The 25228-nt window shown below is 54.8% G+C and carries 24 protein-coding genes; 8 read left to right on the forward strand and 16 right to left on the reverse strand.

Translation table 11 applies throughout. The features are described from left to right. Positions 1–21 precede the first annotated feature (21 nt). Entirely contained in the window at positions 22–831 is an 810-nt protein-coding gene (locus AC3ITF_RS21830) for a dienelactone hydrolase family protein (RefSeq protein ID WP_115259835.1), read from the forward strand. A gap of 103 nt (positions 832–934) precedes the next feature. Here AC3ITF_RS21830 and metE read toward each other — a convergent pair whose 3' ends face one another. Continuing rightward, positions 935–3196, reverse strand: a complete 2262-nt coding sequence (gene metE / locus AC3ITF_RS21835) for a 5-methyltetrahydropteroyltriglutamate--homocysteine S-methyltransferase (RefSeq protein ID WP_489176012.1) — start codon at positions 3194–3196, stop codon at positions 935–937. Positions 3197–3431: 235 nt separating this feature from the next. Between metE and metR the strand changes: the two genes are divergently transcribed. Next, the gene (gene metR, locus AC3ITF_RS21840) at positions 3432–4370 is read left to right on the forward strand and encodes an HTH-type transcriptional regulator MetR (RefSeq protein ID WP_115259837.1); all 939 of its coding nucleotides are present in this window, start codon (positions 3432–3434) and stop codon (positions 4368–4370) included. On the opposite strand, the gene AC3ITF_RS21845 is transcribed toward metR, so the two are convergent. From AC3ITF_RS21845 to pldB, 3 genes are all read right to left on the reverse strand, one after another. Then, complete coding sequence (locus AC3ITF_RS21845) at positions 4273–5172, reverse strand: carboxylate/amino acid/amine transporter (protein ID WP_115259838.1); 900 nt, start codon at positions 5170–5172, stop codon at positions 4273–4275. The two genes, metR and AC3ITF_RS21845, sit on opposite strands and share 98 nt — an antisense overlap. 80 nt (positions 5173–5252) lie before the next feature. Next, positions 5253–6053 (reverse strand): sugar/pyridoxal phosphate phosphatase YigL, encoded by an 801-nt coding sequence (gene yigL / locus AC3ITF_RS21850; RefSeq protein ID WP_096758916.1) that lies wholly within the window; start codon positions 6051–6053, stop codon positions 5253–5255. A 14-nt stretch (positions 6054–6067) separates the two neighbouring features. Next, positions 6068–7084 carry a lysophospholipase L2 gene (pldB, locus tag AC3ITF_RS21855; protein ID WP_096758917.1) on the reverse strand — a complete coding sequence of 339 codons (1017 nt, stop codon included), beginning with the start codon at positions 7082–7084 and terminating at the stop codon, positions 6068–6070. Between the two features lie 110 nt (positions 7085–7194). Here pldB and rhtB point away from each other — a divergent pair, with 110 nt between their 5' ends. Next, a complete protein-coding gene (gene rhtB, locus AC3ITF_RS21860; RefSeq protein ID WP_096758918.1) occupies positions 7195–7815 on the forward strand; it encodes a homoserine/homoserine lactone efflux protein in 621 nt (206 codons plus the stop codon). Positions 7816–7860: 45 nt separating this feature from the next. Here rhtB and rhtC read toward each other — a convergent pair whose 3' ends face one another. The 3 genes from rhtC to pldA form a co-directional block, all read right to left on the reverse strand. Then, positions 7861–8481, reverse strand: coding sequence for a threonine export protein RhtC (gene rhtC, locus AC3ITF_RS21865; protein ID WP_096758919.1), 621 nt, complete (start codon positions 8479–8481; stop codon positions 7861–7863). A 63-nt stretch (positions 8482–8544) separates the two neighbouring features. Then, positions 8545–10374: an ATP-dependent DNA helicase RecQ gene (recQ, locus tag AC3ITF_RS21870; RefSeq protein ID WP_115259840.1), complete on the reverse strand. Its 1830-nt coding sequence runs from the start codon at positions 10372–10374 to the stop codon at positions 8545–8547. An 88-nt stretch (positions 10375–10462) separates the two neighbouring features. Then, entirely contained in the window at positions 10463–11332 is an 870-nt protein-coding gene (gene pldA, locus AC3ITF_RS21875) for a phospholipase A (RefSeq protein WP_489176013.1), read from the reverse strand. 165 nt (positions 11333–11497) lie between these two features. On the opposite strand from pldA, the gene yigI reads away from it, so the two are divergent. Continuing rightward, the gene (gene yigI / locus AC3ITF_RS21880; RefSeq protein WP_005133301.1) at positions 11498–11965 is read left to right on the forward strand and encodes an acyl-CoA thioesterase YigI; all 468 of its coding nucleotides are present in this window, start codon (positions 11498–11500) and stop codon (positions 11963–11965) included. A gap of 51 nt (positions 11966–12016) precedes the next feature. Next, the gene (rarD, locus tag AC3ITF_RS21885; RefSeq protein WP_096758922.1) at positions 12017–12913 is read left to right on the forward strand and encodes an EamA family transporter RarD; all 897 of its coding nucleotides are present in this window, start codon (positions 12017–12019) and stop codon (positions 12911–12913) included. 117 nt (positions 12914–13030) lie between these two features. On the opposite strand, the gene corA is transcribed toward rarD, so the two are convergent. From corA to lptM, 8 genes are all read right to left on the reverse strand, one after another. Next, positions 13031–13981, reverse strand: coding sequence for a magnesium/cobalt transporter CorA (corA, locus tag AC3ITF_RS21890; protein ID WP_096758923.1), 951 nt, complete (start codon positions 13979–13981; stop codon positions 13031–13033). A gap of 154 nt (positions 13982–14135) precedes the next feature. Next, a complete protein-coding gene (gene ysgD / locus AC3ITF_RS21895) occupies positions 14136–14192 on the reverse strand; it encodes a YsgD/CorL family protein (RefSeq protein WP_212723238.1) in 57 nt (18 codons plus the stop codon). A 247-nt stretch (positions 14193–14439) separates the two neighbouring features. After that, positions 14440–16602 carry a DNA helicase II gene (gene uvrD / locus AC3ITF_RS21900; protein ID WP_096758924.1) on the reverse strand — a complete coding sequence of 721 codons (2163 nt, stop codon included), beginning with the start codon at positions 16600–16602 and terminating at the stop codon, positions 14440–14442. 64 nt (positions 16603–16666) lie between these two features. Continuing rightward, positions 16667–17383, reverse strand: coding sequence for a 5-amino-6-(5-phospho-D-ribitylamino)uracil phosphatase YigB (yigB, locus tag AC3ITF_RS21905; protein WP_096758925.1), 717 nt, complete (start codon positions 17381–17383; stop codon positions 16667–16669). Beyond that, positions 17383–18285 carry a tyrosine recombinase XerC gene (xerC, locus tag AC3ITF_RS21910; RefSeq protein ID WP_115259842.1) on the reverse strand — a complete coding sequence of 301 codons (903 nt, stop codon included), beginning with the start codon at positions 18283–18285 and terminating at the stop codon, positions 17383–17385. Before xerC ends, yigB begins: the two co-directional genes overlap by 1 nt. Further along, positions 18282–18989, reverse strand: a complete 708-nt coding sequence (locus AC3ITF_RS21915) for a DUF484 domain-containing protein (protein ID WP_115259843.1) — start codon at positions 18987–18989, stop codon at positions 18282–18284. The genes xerC and AC3ITF_RS21915 overlap by 4 nt, the downstream gene beginning before the upstream one ends. Beyond that, positions 18986–19810, reverse strand: coding sequence for a diaminopimelate epimerase (dapF, locus tag AC3ITF_RS21920; protein ID WP_003017933.1), 825 nt, complete (start codon positions 19808–19810; stop codon positions 18986–18988). The genes AC3ITF_RS21915 and dapF overlap by 4 nt, the downstream gene beginning before the upstream one ends. 36 nt (positions 19811–19846) lie before the next feature. Continuing rightward, positions 19847–20050: an LPS translocon maturation chaperone LptM gene (lptM, locus tag AC3ITF_RS21925; RefSeq protein ID WP_115259844.1), complete on the reverse strand. Its 204-nt coding sequence runs from the start codon at positions 20048–20050 to the stop codon at positions 19847–19849. Positions 20051–20189: 139 nt separating this feature from the next. Between lptM and cyaY the strand changes: the two genes are divergently transcribed. Continuing rightward, a complete protein-coding gene (gene cyaY, locus AC3ITF_RS21930; RefSeq protein ID WP_096758930.1) occupies positions 20190–20510 on the forward strand; it encodes an iron donor protein CyaY in 321 nt (106 codons plus the stop codon). A 95-nt stretch (positions 20511–20605) separates the two neighbouring features. On the opposite strand, the gene cyaA is transcribed toward cyaY, so the two are convergent. Further along, positions 20606–23152 carry a class I adenylate cyclase gene (gene cyaA, locus AC3ITF_RS21935; RefSeq protein WP_096758931.1) on the reverse strand — a complete coding sequence of 849 codons (2547 nt, stop codon included), beginning with the start codon at positions 23150–23152 and terminating at the stop codon, positions 20606–20608. Between the two features lie 394 nt (positions 23153–23546). Between cyaA and hemC the strand changes: the two genes are divergently transcribed. Then, positions 23547–24488, forward strand: a complete 942-nt coding sequence (hemC, locus tag AC3ITF_RS21940; RefSeq protein ID WP_135912796.1) for a hydroxymethylbilane synthase — start codon at positions 23547–23549, stop codon at positions 24486–24488. Continuing rightward, a complete protein-coding gene (gene hemD, locus AC3ITF_RS21945) occupies positions 24485–25225 on the forward strand; it encodes a uroporphyrinogen-III synthase (protein WP_489176014.1) in 741 nt (246 codons plus the stop codon). The genes hemC and hemD overlap by 4 nt, the downstream gene beginning before the upstream one ends. Positions 25226–25228: the final 3 nt, after the last annotated feature.

Raw genomic sequence — 25228 nt, forward strand, 5'->3', positions numbered from 1 at the left:
CTTAAGGGTACGGAGAATACCATGGCAACAACACGACAATCTGGCTTTGCACCTGCAGTATCCCCACCCGCAGCAACGGCGGTTCACACCCCGGATAACGAAATCATCGCGGGAATAACGTCGATTCCGTCTCAAGGCGATGATATGCCTGCGTATCATGCACGCCCGAAGCACAGCGAAGGTCCGCTACCGGTTGTTATCGTCGTGCAGGAAATTTTTGGCGTTCATGAACACATCCGTGATATTTGTCGCCGCCTGGCGCTGGAAGGGTATCTGGCTGTCGCTCCAGAGCTTTACTTTCGCGAGGGCGATCCGAATGATTTTGCCGATATTTCAACGCTGTTAAGCGGCCTGGTGGCCAAAGTCCCGGACTCTCAGGTTCTGGCCGATCTGGACCACGTCGCCAGTTGGGCCTCACGCAACGGTGGTGACGCACACCGACTGATGATCACTGGTTTTTGCTGGGGTGGACGCATCACCTGGCTGTATGCCGCACACAACCCGCAGTTAAAAGCGGCAGTGGCATGGTATGGCAAACTGGTCGGCGACAAAACGCTGAACTCGCCCAGGCATCCTGTCGATATCGCTACCGATCTTAACGCCCCCGTGTTGGGGCTTTATGGCGCGCAGGACACCAGTATTTCGCAGGAAAGCGTGGAAACCATGCGTCAGGCATTGCGCGCGGCGAATGCCAAAGCAGAAATCGTGGTGTATCCCGATGCCGGGCATGCTTTTAACGCGGATTATCGCCCGAGCTATCACGAAGAGTCCGCCAATGACGGCTGGCAAAGAATGCTGGCGTGGTTTGCGCAATATGGTGGGAAGAAATAAATGTTAATCGCCCGGTGGCGGCTACGCCTTACCGGGCTTACAACGACTTGCACGTTCCTGTTGGCCGGGTAAGCGTTAACGCCCCCGGCGATCGGGCACCTAATTAAGCCTGACGCAGGTTCTGCGCCGCTTTCACCATGTTCGCCAGCGCTGCGCGGGTTTCCGGCCAGCCACGCGTCTTCAGCCCACAGTCCGGGTTCACCCACAGACGCTCAGCCGGGATACGCTGTTCCGCTTTCTTCAGCAGGGCTTCAATCCATTCCACGCTTGGCACATTTGGCGAGTGAATGTCGTACACGCCCGGCCCGATTTCGTTCGGGTAGTCGAACTCTTCGAACGACTCCAGTAACTCCATGTCGGAACGCGAGGTTTCAATGGTGATCACGTCGGCATCAAGCGCAGCGATGGAATCCATGATGTCGTTGAACTCGCAGTAACACATGTGGGTATGGATCTGCGTTTCGTCCTTCGCCACCGCGGCGTTGATACGGAAGGCCTCGACACCCCATTCCAGATACGCCGCCCAGTCGCTACGACGCAGCGGCAGACCTTCACGCAGCGCCGGTTCATCAATCTGGATGATGCCAATACCGGCGGCTTCCAGATCGGCGACTTCGTCACGCAGTGCCAGCGCAATCTGCTTAGCGATGGTTTCGCGGGTCACATCTTCGCGCGGGAATGACCAGCAAAGAATGGTCACCGGGCCTGTCAGCATGCCTTTGACCGGTTTGTCAGTCAGCGACTGGGCGTATTTTGCCCACTCAACGGTAATCGCTTCCGGACGACTCACGTCACCAATCACTACCGGCGGCTTCACGCAGCGGGAGCCGTAGCTCTGTACCCAACCATTCTGAGTAAAGACAAAACCGTCCAGATGCTCGCCAAAGTATTCAACCATGTCGTTACGCTCGGCTTCGCCGTGTACCAGCACGTCCAGGCCTAAACGTTCCTGCTCAGCGATCGCCTGTTTGATGTGCTCGGCGATACCGGTGCGGTAGTTGCCCGCATCCAGGTTACCCTTTTTAAAATCCAGACGCAGGCCGCGGATTTCCGTAGTTTGCGGGAAGGAACCGATAGTGGTGGTCGGCCACGCTGGCAGGTTAAAGCGCGCACGCTGGGCTTCGGCACGTACCGGGTAAGCGTGAGTACGCTGGCTGTCCTGCGCGGTGATAGCCGCCAGACGTTTTTCCACTGCCGCATTGTGGACGCGGGTTGACTGACGACGCGCCTGAATTGGCGCACTCCACGTGACCAGTGCAGTAGTATCACCGCTGTTCAGCGCATCACGCAGCAGCGCCAGTTCACCGCACTTTTGCAGGGCGAAGGCAAACCAGCTTTTCACTTCGGCATCCAGGCGGGTTTCGACACTCAGATCGATAGGACTGTGCAGCAGGGAGCAGGAGGAGGCGACCCACAGCTCACGTTTCCCGACAATGTCTTTAATCTGTGCATATTTCTCAGTCAGATCGGCGCGCCAGACGTTACGGCCGTTAATCAGGCCTGCGGAAAGCAGCCAGTTAGCGGGCAAACGCGAGTGCAACTCGGCTACGTCATCTTTACCATGAACCAGATCCACGTGCAGACCCTGTACCGGCAGCGCGGTGATGGTACCCAGATTCGGCGTCACGCCTTCGAAATAGGTAGTCAGTAGCAGCTTCACCTGCCCGGTCAGCGCATCGTACGCCGGTTTAAAGGCGTTCAGCCATTCCTGGGGCAACTCCAGCACCAGCGCAGGTTCATCAATCTGTACCCACTCAACACCGCGTTTCGCCAGCTCAGCCAGCACCTGCTGGTAAACCGGCAGGATGTCGTTCAGCAGACTCAGGCGATCAAACTGTTCACCCTTCACTTTCCCCAGCCACAGGTAGGTGACCGGACCCAGCAGGACGGGCTTCACTTCGTGGCCCAGCGCCAGCGCTTCGTCCACTTCATCCAGCAGTTGAGTCCAGGTCAGTTTGAACTGCTGACCTTTGGTAAATTCAGGCACCATGTAGTGATAGTTGGTATTAAACCATTTGGTCATTTCTGCCGCTGCCGCCGGTTCACCGGTCGGTGCGCGACCACGGCCAATGCGGAATAAGGTGTCGATATCGACAGAGCCATCTTTGTTCTGATGACGGGCCGGAACGTTACCCAGCAGCAAACTGGTGGTCAGCACATGATCGTACCAGGCGAAATCGCCCACTGGCAGCAGGTCAACGCCAGCTTGCTTTTGTTGATCCCAGTGACGAGCGCGCAATTCGCGACCCGTTGCCAGCAATTCTTCACGAGAGGCGTTACCCGCCCAGTAGCTTTCTTGCGCTTTTTTCAACTCGCGACGCAGGCCAACGCGAGGGAAACCGAGGGTGTGATTCAATATTGTCATTTTTCTTCCTCTAATTATATGTAAATCCTATGGATTTTGAATTTAGGGAAGGCGGCAAGTTTGCTCATCCCCAGGAGCTTACTGAAGTAAGTGACTGGGGTGGGGAAACGAAGCCAACGCACCATAAATTTAAAAGACGAAGGATTTTAGCCGTCCAGATGTTTACACATCCATAATTGGCGGTTACTGTATATTCCTCAAGCGCAATTTATTCATGCCGAAGTGAAGGACTTTCATGATCGAGATTAAGCATCTGAAAACGCTACAGGCGTTGCGGAACAGTGGGTCGCTGGCAGGCGCCGCAGCGACGTTGCATCAGACCCAATCCGCCCTGTCTCACCAGTTCAGCGATCTGGAACAACGCCTCGGCTTTCGGCTATTTGTGCGTAAAAGCCAGCCGCTACGTTTTACGCCACAGGGTGAAATTTTGTTGCAGTTGGCCAATCAGGTGTTGCCACAAATCGGTCGCGCGCTTCAGGCATGCAACGAACCGCAGCAAACCCGGCTGCGCATCGCCATTGAATGTCACAGCTGTATTCAGTGGCTGACCCCCGCGCTGGAGAATTTCCGTGCTAACTGGCCACAGGTAGAGATGGATTTTAAATCCGGCGTGACTTTCGATCCGCAACCAGCCCTGCAGCAGGATGAGCTGGACCTGGTGATGACATCCGACATTCTGCCGCGCAGCGGCCTGCACTATTCACCGATGTTTGATTTTGAAGTCCGTCTGATACTGGCGCCCGATCACCCACTGGCCAGCAAAACGCAGGTAACGCCGGAAGATTTAGCCAGCGAAACCCTGTTGATTTATCCGGTACAGCGCAGCCGACTGGATGTCTGGCGGCATTTCCTGCAGCCTGCTGGCGTTAGCCCGTCGCTGAAGAGCGTGGATAATACCCTGCTGCTGATCCAGATGGTCGCCGCCAGAATGGGTATTGCAGCGCTGCCGCACTGGGTAGTGGAGAGTTTTGAACGCCAGGGCCTGGTGGTGACCAAAACCCTGGGTGATGGATTGTGGAGCCGACTGTACGCCGCTGTGCGCGATGGCGAGCAGCGTCAGCCGGTCACGGAAGCATTTATTCGCTCAGCGCGGAATCACGCCTGCGATCACCTGCCGTTTGTGCGGAGTGCGGAGCGACCCACTTTCGATGCACCCACAGTGAGGCCACTATAACAGCCGCACCAATGATGAAGCTTGGCCAGTGAGGCTGCTGGTGCCAGATGGCCAGATTAACCAACAGCCCCGCAGGCACATGCATATTGTTCATGATACCCAGTGTGCCTGCATCTACCTGCGTCGCGCCGTAGTTCCACATAAAGTAACCGATGCCCGATGCTGCCACGCCAAGGAACACCAGAATCCCCCACTGCAGCGAAGTTTCAGGCATTTTTTGCGCATTCCCTACTATAAGCCAGGCAACGACCGCCACCAGTAATGCCCCCATATAAAACCAGGCAAAGGCGTTGTGCTGCGGCATGGGACGGGTTTCCATCAGACGCTTATAGCCCACCATGCCGATGGCAAAGCTGATGTTGGAAAGCTGTACCAGCAGCAGACCGGTCCAGAAATGACTGGTCACCTGATCGTAACGAATGATCCCCGCCCCAATCACCGCCAGCAGTGCGCTAAACGCGTAGCTCCAGCGTAAACGGCGTCGGCTCATCAGGTCATAAATCAGTGTGATATAGAGCGGTGTCAGGACGGTAAATAACAGCAGCTCGGAAACCGTCAGGTACAAATAAGCACGGAAACTCAGCATATACATGATGCCAAGCTGCATGGCACCCACCAGCATGTACAGACCAATAGTTTTTACGCTGTGGCCGCGGGTACGCAGAAATGGCAGGAACACCAGCGCAGCCAGTCCGACCCGCACCAGCACGGCAAAATAGCTATCGACATGACCAGCAAGGTACTCGCCAAACAGGCTAAAGGAAAAGGCCCACAGAATAGTGGTAATGATGAGTAGCGCCACAATAGATGTCTCTGAACAAAAGATACACCCATTGTAGCGAAGTTCACGGTTGACAACTGACTAACTAATGAGCGGTTCCGTTACTGTAAAAACAGTTCTCGCAGATAATGCGGCACAGCATCGTCGGCATTAAGCCCAATCACGTCCAGCTCCGGGTGCAGATCCTTCAGGCGCTGATGTGCATTACCCATAATGCAGCCTTTTCCCGCCATCGATAGCATTTCGGCGTCATTCATGCCGTCACCAAAGGCGATACAGTCTTTCAGGCTGAAGCCCATCGCTTTTGCCACCGCTTCCAGCGCATGGCCTTTTGATACGCCACCCGCCATCACTTCCAGACAGGTCAGCGTGGAGAAACTGACGTTCACACGATCACCCCAACGGGCGTTAATCGCCTGCTCCAGCGGCAGCAGGATTTCGTGAGAGTCGGTGGTGAAAAACACTTTACTGACGCCTTCCGGCTCCAGCAGCGCAGGTTCAAACAGTGAGTAGTTAAACACCGCTTCTTTAAAGAAACGCATTTCATCCGGGCGATGGCGGTTCATAAACCACTCATCGTCGCGATACACGTTGGTCACGATATCCGGGTTCGCATTCACCACACCAAACAGATCGCTGGCAATGTCGCGATCCAGGTTATGCGAGAACACAAGATTCCCGTCAGTATCATGTACGCGCGCACCGTTGGAGGTGATCATGTAGGACTTAATGCCGAGATTGTCGCGAATTTGCCCTACATCAATATGATGACGGCCGGTCGCAAACACAAAATTCACACCACGAGCCGTCAGCAGTTTCAGCGTCTCTTTGGCATACGGGGACAGGGTATGGTCGGGGGAAAGCAGCGTACCGTCTAAATCAGATGCAACTACCTGATACATAAAAAATTAAACCTCTAAGCAAAGCGGTGTCCGCTGGATGAGTTATGCCTGTCGAAAAATTCAACAATGGCGTTGAGCGCGACTGAGCGCATTGCGTCCTTTTCAAAAAGGATCTCATGGTAGGCGCCTTTTATGACCAGCGGTTGACCTCCTTCTACAGGATGGCCCGCTGCAGCGCGGAGTTCACAAAAACGATAGTGCATGCGGTTATCCACCACACGCTCTTCTTCAGCCTGAATAAGCAACGTCGGGGTCGCATCATCTCCGGCCCCGGCCAACACCTGCTCCCCCGCCAGAATGCCTTCACGCACCCAATGATAGGTCGGACCGCCTACGCGCAACTGCGGATCATCAGCATAGAAGCGCAGATTACGCCGATAGCGCTGTCGGCTATGGGTGAGCGCATTCATCCCAAACGGCAACGCCCGCCAGCGACCGGTCCCCATGGCATAGCCTTCGCGAATGCGCGGATACCCTTCAGCCCAGTCAAGAATATGGCGCACCATCCAGTCAGGAAAGCGCATCACGATCCCGAACATCGGGGCGCTGAGGGCAATAGCATCACACTGATTAGGGTGGCGCTGCAGGAACAGCGTGGCAATAGCGCCTCCCATGGAATGCGCCAGTATATAGCGTTTTCTCCATGGACCTGGCTGCACTTCCTGCTGCCAGAAGGCGGTCAAATCGTCGACATAGTCATTAAAGTTATCCACATGGCCACGGTGCGGATCCGAGAGCATCCGCCCGGAACGCCCTTGGCCACGATGGTCGATAATGAGGACGTCAAAACCAGAATAAAACAGGTCATACGCCAGTTCAGCGTATTTTACGTAGCTTTCTATACGCCCGGGACAAACGACGATGACGCGATCGTTTTTTTCTGCACGAAAGCGAACAAAGCGTACGGGAACATTATCTACGCCAGTGAATTCCGCTTCCTCCCGCTGACGCCAGAAATCTGTCAGTGGCCCCATGGAAAAAGCGGCAAACGCGTTTTCTCTTGTTTCCCAGTCTTTTTGCTGCTGAAACATCGGGTATCCAGCCTCGTTGACCAAGTAAAATCGTTTTTTTTGCCGAGCCTGTTACAACGCATCGGCAGTAGCGTATTGTGGCATAAAAATAGACAAGTCGGGAGTTTCTCATGACCTTTGAATGGTGGTTCGCCTACCTGCTGACGTCCATTGTTTTGAGCTTGTCGCCAGGTTCAGGGGCGATCAACACCATGACAACCGCCATCAGCCATGGTTATCGGGGAGCAGCGGCGTCGATTGCCGGTTTGCAGACCGGGCTTGGCATTCATATCGTGCTGGTCGGTGTTGGGCTAGGAACGCTATTCTCACGGTCAGTGATCGCCTTTGAGGTACTGAAGTGGGCGGGGGCAGCCTATCTTATCTGGTTGGGCATTCAGCAATGGCGCGCGGCGGGTGCCATCGACCTGAACACCATCGCCAATACGCAATCACGCAGTCGCCTGTTCAAGCGCGCCGTCTTCGTCAACCTGACCAACCCAAAGAGCATTGTATTTCTCGCCGCCCTGTTCCCGCAGTTCATCATGCCGCAGGAGCCGCAGTTGATGCAGTACGTGGTGCTGGGCGTGACCACCATCGTGGTCGATATTATTGTGATGATCGGTTATGCGACGCTGGCTACCCGCATTGCGGGCTGGATTAAAGGGCCAAAGCAAATGAAGGCGCTGAACAAAGTGTTTGGTTCGCTGTTTATGCTGATAGGTGCCCTGCTGGCGTCAGCACGGCATGCCTGAGATCAGTGCCGGATGACGCTACCGCTTATCCGGCCTACTGGTAAGTTAACGCGAAATAATCAGATGAATGCCGAAGCCCGCGAATAACGCGCCGGCAAAGCCGTCAATCCACTTCGCCAGACGCTGATAGCCACGACGCATTTTCGGCAGCGCAAACAGGCTGGCGACCACGGTAAACCACGCCAGCGTCTCGACGATAATCAGCGCGAAAATACCCCAACGGGCAGCGGTACCGACGTTGTCGCCGACAAACAGCGAAAAGACGGAGCCAAAATAGATAATGGCTTTGGGATTCGCCAGGTTGGTCAGCAGACCTTTTAAAAAACTGCGACCGCTCTGCGCCAGCTCAACCTGCGGCGCAGGTGCCGCAACGTCCTGTTTTTTAAACGCGCCGCGCAGCATCTGATACCCCATCCAGCACAGATACAGACCACCGCCGACCATAATAATAGTGTGCAGCCAGGCCATTTTTTCGATGATCAGATGCAGACCGAGCAGTGCCACGCCCGCCCAGACCATGACGCCGCAGGTAATACCCAGCACACCCATCATCGCCTCTTTGCGCGAGCGGCTAACGGCCGTTTGCGAAACAAAGAAAAAATCGGGGCCAGGACTCATCAGCGCTACGATGTGTACCAACGCAACGGTAAAAAATAGCGTTAACATAAAAATGACTCGCGGGGAAATAGTTCAGAGAGTCACCATCCTGGCACTTTTTTGCCTGGCTGACTACTCTTCGTCGTCACCATCAACATGTGCGCGGATAAGTGCCATAAACTCTTTGCCAAAACGCTCAAGTTTACGCATTCCCACGCCGTTGACGCTCAGCATTTCGCTCGGTGACACCGGCATTTGCTCGGCCATTTCAATCAGCGTGGCGTCGTTAAAGACCACATACGGCGGGATATTCTCTTCATCGGCAATGGCTTTACGCAGCTTACGCAGTTTGGCAAACAGCTTACGATCGTAGTTACCGCCAAAGGATTTCTGCATTGCTCGTGGTTTAAGCGCCACAATACGCGGCACGGCAAGCTGTAGCGGCACAACGCCGCGCAGTACCGGACGCGCAGCTTCGGTTAACTGCAACGCGGAGTGGTGGGCAATATTCTGCGTCACCAGTCCGAGGTGAATCAGCTGGCGAATGACGCTCACCCAATGTTCGTGGCTCTGTTCACGACCAATACCGTAGACCGGCAGCTTGTCATGCGCCATCTCACGAATGCGCTGGTTATTCGCCCCGCGCAAAACCTCGACGACATAGCCCATACCAAAACGTTGGTTAACGCGGTAGATCGTCGACAGCGCTTTACGCGCATCCATTAAGCCGTCGTACTGTTTTGGCGGATCGAGACAAATATCGCAGTTGCCGCACGGCTCCTGACGCCCTTCGCCAAAATAGTTCAGCAGCACCAGACGACGACAGGTTTGCGCCTCGGCAAAGGCCCCCATCGCATTGAGCTTGTGACGCTCGATATCCAGCAGCTGTCCGGCGGGTTTCTCTTCGAGACAACGGCGGAGCCACGCCATATCGGCCGGATCGTAAAACAGCATCGCTTCCGCGGGCAGGCCATCACGCCCGGCACGCCCGGTTTCCTGATAGTAGGACTCGATATTACGCGGGATATCAAAATGCACCACGAAGCGCACGTTGGGTTTGTTAATTCCCATGCCAAACGCCACGGTCGCGACAACGATTTGCAGGTCGTCGCGCTGGAATTTCTCCTGCACGTCGGCGCGCACGTTGTTGTCCAACCCGGCATGATAGGCCCCGGCGCTGATCCCGCGGCTTTGCAGACGCGCCGCGGTGTCTTCAACCTTCGCGCGGCTGTTACAGTAAATAATGCCGGACTTTCCGCGTTGTTCCTGCACGTAGCGCATCAGCTGATCGAGCGGCTTAAACTTCTCCATTAGCATGTAGCGGATATTGGGACGGTCAAAGCTGCTGATCTGAATGAGGGGATCGTTAAGCCCGAGCAGACGCACAATATCCAGCCGGGTGGTGTCATCGGCGGTGGCCGTGAGCGCCACAAACGGCAGCGCAGGGAAACGCTGACGCAGCTGACCCAGCGCGGCATATTCCGGGCGGAAATCATGCCCCCACTGGGAAATACAGTGCGCTTCATCTACCGCCAGCAGTACCGGGTTCCAGTGCGCCAGATTATCAAGGAAGTTATCCAGCATCAGGCGCTCGGGCGCAATGTACAGCAGGCGGATTTGCCCGCTACGGCAGCCTGCCATCACCTCTTGCTGCTGTTCACGGCTCTGGGTGGAGTTCAGACACGCCGCCGCTACACCGTTTGCCAGCAGCTGATCGACCTGGTCTTTCATCAGGGAAATCAGCGGTGAGACAACAACGGTGAGGCCGTTCAGCAATAATGCGGGAATTTGATAACACAGGGATTTACCACCACCGGTTGGCATAACGACCAGGCAGTCGCGGCCAGAGAGCACGGTGTCGATGATTTCTTCCTGACCAGGGCGAAACTGTTGGTAGCCAAAGGTTTCCTGCAAAACCTGTTTAGCGCCCATTTCCAGATTCAACACTTCCGCCTGCGCCACATTAACCCCGTTAACCTTAAATAAAAACAGGCGCTATTTTCAGCGCCTGAGAGAGAAACTGCAATGATTAAAATACTCTCAATGCCGATCAGAAGATATCGTTGAGCATTACGCCCACGCCAACGCGCGTCTGATTAAAGTTATAGTCAATCAGCGACTCGCCATAACCACTGTAGACCTGGGTATAAAGACGAACATGTTTGGTGATGGGGTAGCTGACACCCAACTCAGCGCCGCCGTAGCCGGTATTCCAGTTGTACTGACCTTTCGCGCTTAACACGGCGTCACCGAGGTGGTAACCCAGTTTGAGCTGATAGTAGCCCATATATTTAGTGATATCAGGGTTATCGCCAGTGCTGCCGATGACGTACCACGGCTTCACTTCTACCAGCCAGTTACCGTTTTCTGCCATCAGGCGGGTATACAGGCGGTTCCAGCTGCGCGAGGTCGGTTCGGAACGACCGTTAGAGTCGTGGTTGTATCCCATTTCCACATCACGTAGCGTCCAGCCGGCAACGCGGTAATCGGTGGCGAAACCGAGGAATAGTTGTGGTTCGTAGTTAGTTTCGCGAAACGGTGCCGATTCTTCGCTATTAGAAAGCTGCCACCAGGATTTCTGGGTATAGGAACCACCAAGCACGGAGTTCGGGCCTAAAATCCCGCGCCACAGCGGAAACGCCAGGCTCAGCTGAAACTTCACCTCATCTTTACGCGCATTTTCAGACCAGCTATAGCTGCTGATGGCCTCTTTATTCATGTCGCTGGTATTGGTGTAGATGAGGTAGTTGGTGTCATAAGGGTAAAGCGTGAAAGGATTGTCATGCTCTTGCAGCATGTTGGCAATAATACTGCCGCGCACAGCGGGTGCATCATGAATCTCTTTCACCGTCGCTTCCTGCGCATACACGGTCAACGGCAGCATAACTGCTGGTAGTAACCATCCCAGAATCGCCCGCATCGGTCATGTTCTCCTGAACTAAAATATTGATGAATTGTAAGATTTTATTGATAGCATTTTACATACTTAGTGCGCTCTTCGTTAGTTATCCCGTCCCAAAGTAGAAAACAACAATTAAGAAGCATAATATCAACACCTCATTAACCATCGAGAGTTAGGGATTGTATGTCTGCCGTACTGACTGCTGAGCAAGCACTGAAATTAGTGGGCGAAATGTTTGTCTACCATATGCCGTTTAACCGGGCGCTGGGGCTGGAGCTGGAACGTTACGAAAAAGAGTTTGCCCAACTGGCCTTTAATAACCAACCGATGATGGTCGGCAACTGGGCGCAAAGCATCCTGCATGGTGGCGTGATTGCCTCAGCATTGGACGTAGCAGCCGGACTGGTGTGCGTGGGCAGTACGCTGACCCGTCATGAAACCATCAGCGAGGACGAGCTGCGCCAGCGGATGTCGCGCATGGGAACCATCGATCTCCGCGTCGATTATCTGCGCCCAGGCAGGGGGAATCGCTTCACAGCTACCAGCAGTTTGCTGCGGGCAGGCAATAAAGTTGCCGTTGCACGCGTGGAGCTGCATAACGAAGAGCAGCTTTATATCGCCAGCGCCACCGCAACGTATATGGTGGGGTAAGCGCCTGAAACAAGGTAAACTGCCGTTACATTTCTGAAATGAGTTTTCCCGATGGATGCTAAGCAAACGCGGCAGGGCGTATTACTCGCTCTTGCTGCCTATTTTATTTGGGGCATTGCACCCGCATATTTCAAGTTGATTTACTACGTCCCCGCAGACGAGATCCTGACGCACCGTGTGATTTGGTCATTTTTCTTTATGGTGGTGCTGATGAGCATCAGCCGCCAATGGTCAGGGGTCAAAACGCTGCTGCAAACGCCAAAGAAGGTTTTCCTGCTGGCGCTTTCCGCGGTGCTCATCGGCGGAAACTGGCTGCTATTCATTTGGGCGGTCAACAACCACCATATGCTGGAAGCCAGCCTCGGCTACTTTATTAACCCCCTGGTGAATATTGTATTGGGCATGATTTTCCTCGGTGAGCGCTTTCGCCGCATGCAGTGGCTGGCCGTGCTGCTCGCCGCCTGCGGCGTGCTGGTACAGTTGTGGACGTTTGGATCACTGCCAATCATTGCGCTAGGACTGGCTTTCAGCTTTGCTTTTTATGGCCTGGTGCGTAAGAAGATCGCCGTCGAGGCACAAACCGGCATGCTGATCGAAACCTTGTGGCTGTTACCGATTGCGGCAATCTATCTGTTTGGTATTGCCGACAGCCCAACCAGCCATATGGGACAGAACCCCATGTCGCTCAATCTGTTGCTGATTGCAGCAGGGGTCGTGACCACCATTCCACTACTGTGCTTTACCGGTGCAGCGACCCGTCTGCGTCTGTCCACGCTGGGCTTTTTCCAGTATATCGGGCCGACGCTGATGTTCCTGCTGGCGGTAACATTCTACGGCGAAGTACCGGGCGCAGATAAGATGGTGACGTTCGCCTTTATCTGGGTCGCGCTGGCGATATTCGTGATGGATGCGATTTATACCCTACGCAGAACGCGAAGGGGGTTGTGATTGCGCCTGATGGCACTGATTTTGTAGGCCGGATAAGACGGTTACGTCGCCATCCGGCATCTTTCTGCCTGATGGCGCTGCGCTTATCAGGCCTACGGGAGCGTTAATAATTCTCTGCTACAGCCAGTTCTTGCGCTTAAAGTACAAATACGGCGCCAGGCCCGCGAGCATCATAAAGACAATCGCTCCGGGATAACCGAAGCTCCAGTGCAGTTCCGGCATGAACTCAAAGTTCATGCCGTAGCTGGATGCCACCAGCGTCGGCGGCAGGAACACGACGGAAACCACCGAGAAGATCTTGATGATGCGGTTCTGTTCGATGTTGATAAAGCCCATCGCCGCCTGCATCAGGAAGTTAACCTTCTGGAACAGGGATTCATTGTGCGGCAGCAGGGATTCGATATCTCGCAGGATCTCGCGCGCCTGCTCCAGTTGACCGCCCGGCAGTCGCGCCTTACGCACCAGGAAGTTTAATGCGCGCTGGGTATCCATCAGACACAGACGAACTTTCCAGCCGATATCTTCCAGTTCCGCCAGCGTGGAGAGCGCTTCGTCATATTCATCGCCCTGACGCCCTTCCATAATCACGCGGCTGAGTTTTTCCAGATCGCTGTAGATATTTTCTATTTCATCCGCCAGCTGTTCAATTTTCGTTTCGAACAGATCGAGTAGCAACTCGTAAGCGTTGCCGTCGACCATCGACTGGCTGCGCGCACGCATACGGTACAGGCGAAACGCTGGCAGTTCGCGCTCGCGCAGGGTAAACAGACGACCTTCGCGAATGGTGAATGCCACGGTTGAGTTGCCCGCATGATCGTCGGCATCTTCATAGAAGAAGAAGGAGTGGATGTGCAGGCCGTCTTCGTCTTCAAAAAAACGTGCGGATGCTTCGATGTCTTCCAGTTCAGGGCGCGTAGCCAGGTTCTGGCCCAAGTCCTTTTGCACACGGTTTCGTTCATCGTCATCCGGCTCGACTAAATCGACCCAAACCGAACTGGCGAGATGATCAATTTCATCCGCCTCAAGACGTATTAAACGATTGTTTTCCAGTTGAAATGCGCTCAGCATGACCGGGACTCCCAATGCAAAAAATTATCGGACAGTTCGGTGGGCACACAGAAACAAATTGGGTTTCAGACCATTAAACAGCCTGACTCGGCGCGACGAGAAAAAACAGAAGGTCGCTGACAACCGCGAAGGCTATCAGCAAAAAGGGATAGCCTTAGGAGTTGATCCTGGATGACAGGATAATGAGCCAGTATCTACTGGGTGTGTCCAAGGCGAATGTCCTCTTAGCGTAATCGTGCGCGCATGTTACGCCAGCAAAATTTTGACGTCAACACGCAACAGATGGCGAAAAAGTAATAATTTCCCCTCATGCTGCAAGGTTAGCAGAACGGGGGGATTTATCTATGATTTCAGAATATTAACCGAAAGATTGCCGGATGGTGGCTTCGCCTTATCCGGCCTACAAATCATAATATTAAGCGACATGCAGGCCTGATAAGCGTAGCGCCATCAGGCGATCAAACGGTTTCTAGCCTGGCGTAGGCGGCAACCAGCCATTTGATCCCCTGCCCCTGGAACGCGACCTGCAAACGACTGTGTTCACCGCTACCTTCCAGGTTGACGATGGTGCCCTCGCCAAATTTGGCGTGACGCACACGCTGACCGAGCTTATAGCCGGTGTCGTTCTCCGCCATCGGCGTACCCATCCGTTGATGACTTACCGGACGGCTGACCGTGGCGCGCAGGCGAACCTCTTCCACGCAGGTCTCTGGTAATTCACCAATAAACCGGGATGGACGGTGGTAAACCTCTTTGCCGTACAGGCGACGCGTTTCGGCGTAGGTCAACGTCAGTTTCTGCATCGCACGGGTAACACCCACATAGGCCAGGCGGCGTTCCTCTTCGAGGCGCCCGCCTTCATCGAGTGACATCTGGCTGGGGAACATGCCCTCTTCCATTCCGACGATAAACACCTGCGGAAACTCCAGACCTTTGGCCGAGTGCAAGGTCATTAGCTGGACCGCATCCTGCCAGGTATCCGCCTGCCCTTCGCCCGCTTCCAGCGCTGCGTGGGAGAGGAACGCCTGTAGCGGCATCAAGTCTTCGTCTTCTTCGTTGTAGCTGAACTGGCGCGTTGCCGTCACCAGTTCCTCTAAGTTTTCGATACGCGTCTGGCCCTTCTCACCTTTTTCCTGCTCGTACATCATGCGCAGGCCGGAGTCTTTTATTACCCGGTCGGTCTGCACGTGCAGCGGCATATCGGCGGTTTCCTGCGCCAGTGCGTCGATAAGTTCCATAAAGCGCTGTAGTGCGCTGGCGGCACGCCCGGCCAGGGCTTTTTCCTGCAGCAGTTCACGACACGCCTGCCACATTGTCAGCTGGCGGTCGCGCGAGGTCTGCCGCACCACGTCCAGCGTACGATCGCCGATACCGCGCGTGGGGGTATTCACCACACGCTCGAACGCGGCGTCGTCGTTACGATTAGCTATCAGACGCAGGTAAGAGAGCGCGTCTTTGATTTCCTGACGCTCGAAGAAGCGCATTCCACCGTAAATACGGTACGGCATACTAGCCTGCAACAGCGCTTCTTCCAGCACGCGCGACTGGGCGTTGCTGCGATAAAGAATGGCGCACTGTGTCAACTGACCGCCATTGTCCTGCCAGGCTTTGATTCGGTTAACCACAAAACGCGCTTCATCGAGTTCGTTGAACGCGCAATAGAGTGAGATCGGCTCACCGTCGACGCCCTCGGTCCACAGCTTTTTGCCCAAACGCCCGTTATTGTTTTCAATCAGGGCGTTAGCCGCGCTAAGGATATTATTGGTCGAGCGGTAGTTCTGCTCCAGACGAATAGTTTCGGCACCGGGGAAGTCGTTGAGGAAGCGCTGGATGTTTTCCACCTGCGCCCCGCGCCAACCGTAGATTGACTGATCATCATCGCCGACGATCATCACCTTGCCGGTGTCACCCGCCAGCAGGCGGATCCAGGCGTACTGGATATTGTTCGTATCCTGGAATTCGTCCACCAGGATGTTGGTAAAACGTTCGCGGTAGTGCTGCAGAATGTGCGGTTTGTTGAGCCACAGTTCATGCGCGCGCAGCAGCAGCTCGGCGAAATCCACCAGCCCGGCGCGATCGCACGCTTCCTGGTAGGCCTGGTAAACCTTCTGCCAGGTTTGCTCGACCGGATTGCCGTAGCTCTGCAAATGGTGCGGGCGCAGCCCTTCGTCTTTCTGGCTGTTGATAAACCACATTGCCTGGCGCGCTGGCCACTGCTTCTCATCGAGGTTCATCGCTTTGATCAGACGCTTCAGCAGGCGCAGCTGGTCTTCGCTGTCGAGGATCTGGAAATCCTGCGGCAGGTTGGCATCCATATGGTGCGCACGCAGCAGGCGGTGTGCCAGACCGTGGAAGGTACCGACCCACATACCGCCCTGGCTGGTTCCCATGATTTGACCAATACGGTGGCGCATTTCTGCCGCCGCTTTGTTGGTAAAAGTCACCGCCATAATCGAGTATGGCGAGTTGTTTTCAACCGTCAGTAACCAGGCGATGCGGTGTACCAGCACGCGCGTTTTACCACTCCCCGCGCCTGCCAGAACCAGCATGTTGCTGCGTGGCGCAGCCACAGCCTGGCGCTGTTCGTCATTGAGGCTATCGAGCAGGTAAGAAACGTCCATTGGCACCGCCGGAATCAACAGGGCCCAGCCGGACCCCTGGGAATTTATACAGAGTTGTTGATGATTATATCAGTGAGGTCAGAGATGCCAACTGTGAAATTTCGATATGCGGCAGTAAACGGCTGTCAGCGGTTTGCATCAGGTCGGCATTTTCCGGCTTGATCCAGCAGGCCTGCATGCCACAGCGGATGGCCCCGGCGACATCTGTCGTCAGGTCGTCACCGACGTGCAGGATCTCACCCATGGGCATATTCAGTTTTTCCGCCGCCAGCAAATACATGTCGCTGAACGGTTTTGATCGCCCATCGGGGCCGGCACGCAGCACAAACTCAAAATATTCGCCCAGACCAAACAGCTCCGGCTGCGCGTTACCGTTGGTGATCGCCACCAGCGGCCACTTGCGGGCCAGTACCTTCAACGTGTCATGCGTAGATTGCGGGACGTCGATGCGGCTGCGCCATTTGGCGAAGTTCATCATCGCCGCGTTTGCCCCCATTTTCGCCTCTGCCGCCGACAGGCCAGCCTCCAGCATAGCGCGCTCTACGGCACGATGACGCCATTGGGTGACGTCATGGTAAATATCCGGCTCGGCGTCGCGCACAGCCTGGCGCAGGCGCTGCAGGTCGGTATTTTGTAAGGAGCTCAGCGCCGGGTGATAATTTTGCACAAACGCGAGCGCTTCCTGCTCGGTGCGCGTGATAACGGGACGGTTATCGTAAAGGGTGTCATCAAGGTCAAAGGTGAGCGCAGAAATACGCCCCAAAGGCCGGTAAAAACGCATTATTTCCCCCGTTTGGCGCGCGGATGCGCCGCATCGTACACTGAAGCCAGGTGTTGAAAATCAAGATGGGTATAGATTTGCGTGGTAGAGAGGTTGGCGTGTCCCAACAGCTCTTGTACCCCGCGCAGGTCGCCGCTCGACTCCAGCATATGCGTCGCAAACGAGTGGCGCAGTTTATGGGGATGCACATGGCTATTCAGCCCCTGCTTGATACCCCATTCGGCAAAACGTTTCTGCACGTTACGCGCGGAGATACGTTTGCCCAGTTTTGACAGAAAAAGCGCGTCTTCGTCACTGCCGAAAAGCCCGCGCAGATCCAGCCAGTGTTCAATCCAAGCCACCGCATTGCGGCCAATTGGCAGGCGGCGCTCTTTGCTGCCTTTACCCATCACCCACACTTCGCCGGTGTCGAGATCGAGATGTTTAATATCCAGGCCAACCAGTTCCGACAAACGCAGTCCCGCGCCGTACATCACCTCCAGCATAGCCCGGTCGCGCACGGCGAGGGGATCGTTGAGATCGATATCCAGCAGTCGGTTAACGTCATCCACATCAATATTTTTCGGCAGATGCCGCGGTGCCTTCGGCGCAGAAATACCTTTTGCCGGGTTGGCTTTCAGCTCACCCTGATTCACCAGCCAGTCGAAGAAACTGCGTAAGGCGGAGAGGCGCAATGCCAGGCTCGCCGGTCCCAGACCGTTGCGGCGACTGCGCACAGCAACACTGCGCACCCTTGCTGCATCACATTGTTGCCAGCTTTGCAGGCCGGTTTCTTCGGCTATCGCGATGATGGCATCCAGCTGACGCCGATAATTGAGTAACGTGATGGGACTAAGCTGACGCTCCACGCCCAGATAGCGTAAGAAGCGTGCAACGTCCTGAGAAAGCGGTGAGTCGGTCATACGCGTTCAATCCAGCGCTCCAGCAGTTCCGGCAACATCAGCGAGATTTCCTGCAATAGCTGCGTGCCTTGCCCTTGCTGGTAATGATTAACATCACGGCTGCTGAACAGCATGACGCCAAGGGAACCATCTTGCCCCAACATCGACATGGCTACCGAACCAATCGCTTTCGCCTCCGGCATCATCACCAGCAGTTCCGGGCCATTGAGCGGACCCAGATAGTGCTGTGACTGCCCGAGACGCTGAATACGCAGCGGCTCGAAGGCCTGACGACTTAATGCCAGATGGGTAAACTTTGAAGGGGCGCCAAGCCGCCAGCGATCCGGGAACAGACGAACCGTCGCGCCAGCCAGCCCCAGCTCACGTGCCCAGCGATGAAATCGCATCAGCATATCGTCGAGGCTGCTGGCCGCCGCCAGCCGTCCTTGCAGATTTAACAGGCGATAAAACAGACTTTCGTTGGCGTTAGCCTGTTCCATCAATAGCGTCATGTTCTCTTCAAGCACGTTGATGTGATTACGCGCTCGAGCCATATGCCATTCAACTAAAGAGATCGTACCCCGCACCGGGTGCGGGACGCGCATCGCTTCAACCGCTTGCGCATTACGGATAAAAAACTCAGGGTGACGTTGTAGATATTCGACGACCGCCCGATCGTCAAGCTCCATGAGCGTTTCCTGTAGTTCTTCCCCTGGTTGCTTCATAGATGAATAAATCCGTCGTAGACATGTGCCGCCGGGCCAGTCATATACAACGGATGACCCGGGCCTTTCCAGGCGATATCAAGGCGACCGCCCGGTAGTTCCACGCGCACTTCTTCTGCCAGCAGGCCCTGCTGAATACCAACAGCGACAGCAGCGCACGCTCCGCTGCCACAGGCCTGCGTTTCACCCGCCCCACGTTCATAGACGCGCAGCCGGATGTGTTCGCGTTTCACCACTTGCATAAATCCAATATTGGCGCGCTCAGGAAAGCGTTCATGGCTTTCCAGAACCGGTCCCAGCGTTTCCACCGTGGCCGTATCCACATCATCAACCTGAATGACGCAGTGTGGATTCCCCATTGATACCACGCCGCACAATACTGTCTGCTCGGCCGCCCGCATAATATAGGTCTTCTCTGCTTTATTGGCGCGAAAAGGCACCTGCGAGGGTTCAAAATTGGGCTCGCCCATATTGACCCGCACCAGCTCATCGTCCGTCACAGTTAATACCATGCGGCCATTCGCCGTACTGACGCGGATATCACGTTTATTGGTCAGCCCTTTCAGGCGTACAAAACGCGCAAAACAACGGGCACCGTTACCGCACTGCGACACTTCGCTACCATCAGCATTAAAGATACGGTAATGGAAATCCAGTTCCGGATCATACGGAGGCTCAACCACCAGCAGCTGATCAAATCCCACACCAAGATGCCTGTCGGCCAGGCGGCGGATCAGCTCAGGTGAAAAAAAGACATTCTGCGTTACCGCGTCGACGACCATAAAATCGTTGCCAAGGCCATGCATTTTAGAGAATTGCATCGTTCACTCCGTTCACGCGGGTACAGAGACTTCGCTTTAGTAGTTTACCTGGGAAGGCCCATCTCCCGTTGCTCGATCGTTTCGATCGGGCACTGTGGACTGCGATTGCGTTTCAACTGGCTTCGTCGGTGGCGGCGCGGTTTTATCTGCTGGCGGGAAATAGAGTGGACCTTTCAGACCACAGCCCGTCAGGCTGAACAGAGTAAGAAGTACAGCGAGTGCCTGAAACACGTTTTTCATTATGGATTGCCCGTAAAGTTCATACTTTCTGTTTTCTATCATCGCAGGAGAAGACGTAAAAGCAAGAGTTTGGCTAAAACTGCAACGTGAATTCTTTCAGGTTATACTCTCGCCATCATGAAAAAACGGAAAAACACCAATGAACGACAGTGAATTTCACCGCCTTGCCGACACCCTGTGGATGACCATTGAAGAGCGTCTGGACGACTGGGACGGCGACAGCGATATCGACTGCGAGATCAACGGCGGCGTGCTGACCATCAGCTTTGAAAACGGCAGCAAGATTATTATTAACCGTCAGGAGCCGCTGCATCAGGTGTGGCTGGCGACCAAACAGGGTGGCTACCATTTTAACTTGAAAGGTGACGAATGGATTTGCGACCGTAGCGGTGAACGCTTCTGGGATCTGCTGGAGCAGGCTGCAACGCAACAGGCGGGAGAAGCCGTGAGCTTCCGTTGAGGTTTTGTGCCGGATGCGCTTTGCTTATCCGGCCTACCCGTTTCGCGTCAATTGTAGGCCGGATAAGATGTTTACACCGCCATCCGGCACAATAATCACGAAAAATACTGCTGCAACATCGGCGTGTCATTATCCTGATTAGCCGGCGGGACCGGGTTAATCGGCTGGGTACGGAACGGGATAACCTGCGCGCGACCATCGGTTTTCACAATCTGATAGAACTGCGGCAGATTAAAGTTAATGAAGCTGGAGCCGTAGGTAAAGCGATCGTGCGACGAGGAGTAGAAGCGGCTAACATCGCGAACCAGCTCTTCTTTGCTGCCTTCGCAATGGTGATACACCTCGACCCGATTACTCTCGTCCAGAATGTAGATATTAAAGCCCTGTTCATCACCCGTTTCTTCGAAAAAGAACTGGATGATCCCTTCACTGGCAAAACCATCCACTACAGACGGTAATTTCACGTGATTGGTCTCAACCTGAACGGAAAGACCGTGCAGCTTGTTGTGTGAAATTGCGCCGTAGAATTCAATGGCGTTTTCCAGTTTCTGTACCGACACATTCAAACGCTCAAAGAACAGTCCCCACGTCTGCCCGGCAACGCGCAGCGCTTTGAAGCGACCGGTTTCATGGCGTGTACTGGAAAGGCGCAGCTCAATGCACTCGGACACCAGTTGCTGGACGCGTGTACGGATCAGGCCACGTAAATGCTGGCTATAACAGAAGACCTCGACGCTGTCCGGCGGTGCCGCATCTTGATGCATTTTGCCGAGAATCGTTTTTAACGCTTCAATCATCGCCTGCTCGCCGTTGAAGTGCAGCGTACGTACTTCGTTCCACGAGTTGCGGTACAGCAGGTCTACGCTACCGACCAGGCAATTTTGTTCTTCGCCAAAGCTGAAGACGTCCAGCTTACGGAAATCAAAATGCACCACCTGATTGCGGAATGCCGCCGTAGGGTCGTATTCAAGGTTGACGATAATCGCCAGATGGCGAATCTCGCACGGGCTGTACAGCGCTTTCGGCGTAGGTGCCGGCAAGCGCAGCGGGAAGTGGTGCGATACGTCAGCGACCATCTCCTGCAGCTTCGGCAGATCGACAATGCCGTTGCCCTTAATAAACAAATGCGTACGTGATGTCAGCAGACCGTTAAACCACGCCCACGCCACCAGTTTGTTCAGGTAGCGGTTATATTCCAGCGGCTGATGGCTGATGATCGAATCCATGTTGGGCGCACGGTTGTAGAGATACCAACCTGAACGGTTAGCACGACCCGGCGGCACATGGATAAAGGTCAGATACGGTTCCGAGAGGTCCGGTGAGATCTGCGGGTTCACCAGCGTCACTTTGCCCGGCAGGGCCTCAAACGCAGCGTACAGCTTACGAGTCAGCACGCCAATGTCCTGCGGGCTGGCGCTGACGCTGAGGTTGTTACGACGCGCGAAGCGGATCAGGTTACGGTAGCTCTGCATCATCGCATCGAGCAGTTCGTTGTGCGCTTCACGAACCTGGTCAATCTTCCAGTTGGCGCGGTTATCCAGCATGGTCAGACGGGCGTCGTCCCAGCCCCACTCTTTCACTAACTGACTTAGCACTTCACGACGCCAGCCCACGCAGGCGCGCTCGCGGCTCAGTTTCTCGCACACTTTTAAGTAGAAACATCGACGAACTAAATCGAGGCGCGTCGGATCTTCGATTGCCGTGAGGTACTCGGTCACGCGCTCCAGCATCATGCAGTACGGATCGAGACCAAAAGAGACGATCTCGCCGTCGTGCAGGCGCTGTTTAATGTCTTTCGCCAACAGGCGTGGATTGGGGTATTCCCAGGAATACGCTTCCAACAGCAGCGTTTTCAGCACCGCTTTGTACGGGGAGTCGATACTCTTGTACAACTGCCAAAGGCTGGCGCCAAAGTACTCTTCGGCGGAAAGCGAGCTGAGCCCACCCAGATCCAGCCATTCGTTTGGCGTTAACACCCCCTGTGCGTAGAGCGTCATAACGTAATCGTCGTAATGCTCTTCTTCGTCGCCCGGCACCATATTCCATAGAATACGTTTGCCCGCGAGGCGCACGGCGGTGCGATAAAATTCATCAAGCAACAGGATGTGCTGCGTTGAGCCACAGTCTTCACCACCCAGACTGCCGCTTTCATTGTGACGGAAACGGTTTTCATCAATCAGGAAGAAACTGACTTCCACGCCCAGCGAGGCGGCCCAGCTTTCCAGCAGGCTGCATTTACGCTGCAGCAACTGGCGCTCTTCGCTATCCAGCCAGGATTGATGGCAGACCCAGATATCCAGGTCAGAGGAACAGCTTTGCCCGACTGAAGAGGTGCTGCCCATCGAGTAAACGCCGGTAATCGGCAGTTCACCCTTCGGGGGGTCCTGCGGCGACATGCCGCGGTACAGCTCCAGCTCATTCAGGTAGTGACGTTGGGTTTCATCAGGCGTGTAAAAGCATATGCCTTTGGGAACGTTACCATCGAGGTAACCCGGCATCAGCGGATGGTGGTAGTGCAATAATGTCGGCAGCAGACTGTATACCTGCTGGAAAGCAGGGCCCATGGCAGCAAGCGCGCGATCGACACGCAGTTGATTTATGGCATCCAGTCTCTGTTTCAGAGTCTCAATATAGAGGTACAAGACGTATCGCCTGATTTTGCTATCCGTCATGGTGTCGACTGCTGCAGCGCATGCGCTTACCAACACTCTTCAGCAATTCGGATAAACCGTATGTCAAAAATAACCGTTACCTTTTTTTCTCCGCACTTTTTTTAGGGAGTACAGCCGAAAAAATGGTCTAAAACGTGATCAATTTAACACCTTGCTCATTGACCGTAAAGAAAGATGCGCTACATACAAGTGTAGCACCGTTCGTTGCGTGTAAATTCCTTCATACGGTCGGGAGGTATCTCGTCATTAATCACTGCCAGTGATGATGCAGCGCCTTTTCGTCTCACTACGTTTGAGCGTAACGCTGACATCCCTTTGATAAGGATGTTAGGATGGTTAATGATTGATAATGACGGTAACAAGCATGTTAGACAATGTTTTGAGAATTGCCACACGCCAAAGCCCCCTTGCGCTCTGGCAGGCACATTATGTCAAAGACGCTTTAATGGCAAATCACCCCGGTCTGGTCGTTGAACTGGTCCCTATGGTGACCCGTGGCGACGTGATCCTGGATACCCCGCTGGCGAAAGTCGGGGGGAAAGGTTTATTTGTCAAAGAGCTGGAAGTCGCGCTGTTAGAAAAACGCGCCGATATCGCCGTGCATTCCATGAAGGATGTGCCGGTCGAGTTCCCTGAAGGACTTGGGCTGGTTACTATCTGTGAACGCGAAGATCCACGCGATGCGTTTGTCTCAAATAAATTTAACTCACTGGATGACCTCCCGGAAGGCAGCATCGTTGGGACGTCGAGCCTACGTCGCCAGTGCCAATTGGCGAAGCAGCGCCCGGATCTTGTTATCCGCTCATTGCGTGGCAACGTGGGCACACGCCTGAGCAAACTGGATAACGGCGACTATGACGCCATTATTCTTGCCGTCGCCGGGCTAAAGCGTTTAGGGCTTGAGTCACGCGTCCGGACCGCGCTGCCGCCAGAGGTCTCTCTGCCAGCTGTCGGGCAAGGTGCTGTGGGCATAGAATGTCGACTTGACGATCTACGTACCCAGGCGCTGCTGGCCCCGCTCAACCATGAAGAAACCGCCCTGCGCGTCAAAGCGGAACGCGCCATGAACACCCGCCTGGAAGGGGGCTGTCAGGTGCCTATTGGCAGCTATGCAGAACTCATCAACGGTGAGATTTGGCTACGTGCGCTGGTCGGTGCACCTGACGGGTCGCAGATGGTGTGTGGAGAGCGTCGTGGTGCACCGCAGGATGCCGAACAAATGGGCATTTCCCTGGCGGAAGAACTGTTAGAGAACGGTGCGCGCACCATTCTGGCTGACGTTTATAACGGAGAAGCACCGGCATGAGTATTCTGGTCACCCGCCCGTCTCCCGCAGGGGAAGAGTTAGTGAGCCGTCTGCGCACACTGGGGCAGGTGGCCTGGAGTTTTCCGCTTATCGAGTTTTCGCCCGGTCGGGAACTGGCAACGCTAGCCTCCCGACTGTCGGCGCTCACGGAAAACGATCTGGTCTTTGCTCTCTCGCAGCATGCCGTCAACTTTGCCGATGCCGAGCTTTCGCAGCAGGGGGCAAACTGGCCCACTCTCCCGCGCTATTTTGCTATCGGTCGCACAACAGCGCTGGCATTGCATACCGTGAGCGGATGCAATATTCACTATCCGCTGGATCGGGAAATCAGCGAAGTCTTGCTACAATTACCTGAATTACAAAATATTGCGGGAAAACGCGCGCTTATTTTACGCGGCAACGGCGGTCGTGAGCTGATAGGCGAAACCTTAACAGCTCGTGGTGCAGATGTTGATTTTTGTGAATGTTATCAACGCAGTGCAAAACATTACGATGGTGCAGAAGAGGCGATGCGCTGGCATTCACGCGGTGTGACGACGGTGGTTGTCACCAGCGGAGAGATGCTGCAACAGCTCTGGTCTCTTATTCCGCCATGGTATCGCGAGCACTGGTTACTACGCTGTCGGCTGCTGGTCGTCAGTGAGCGTCTGGCGCACCTCGCCCGGGAACTGGGCTGGCAAGATATTAAGGTCGCTGATAACGCCGACAACGATGCGCTACTGCGCGCATTACAATAACTC

Source organism: Citrobacter sp. KH_055_1 (assembly GCF_057838705.1).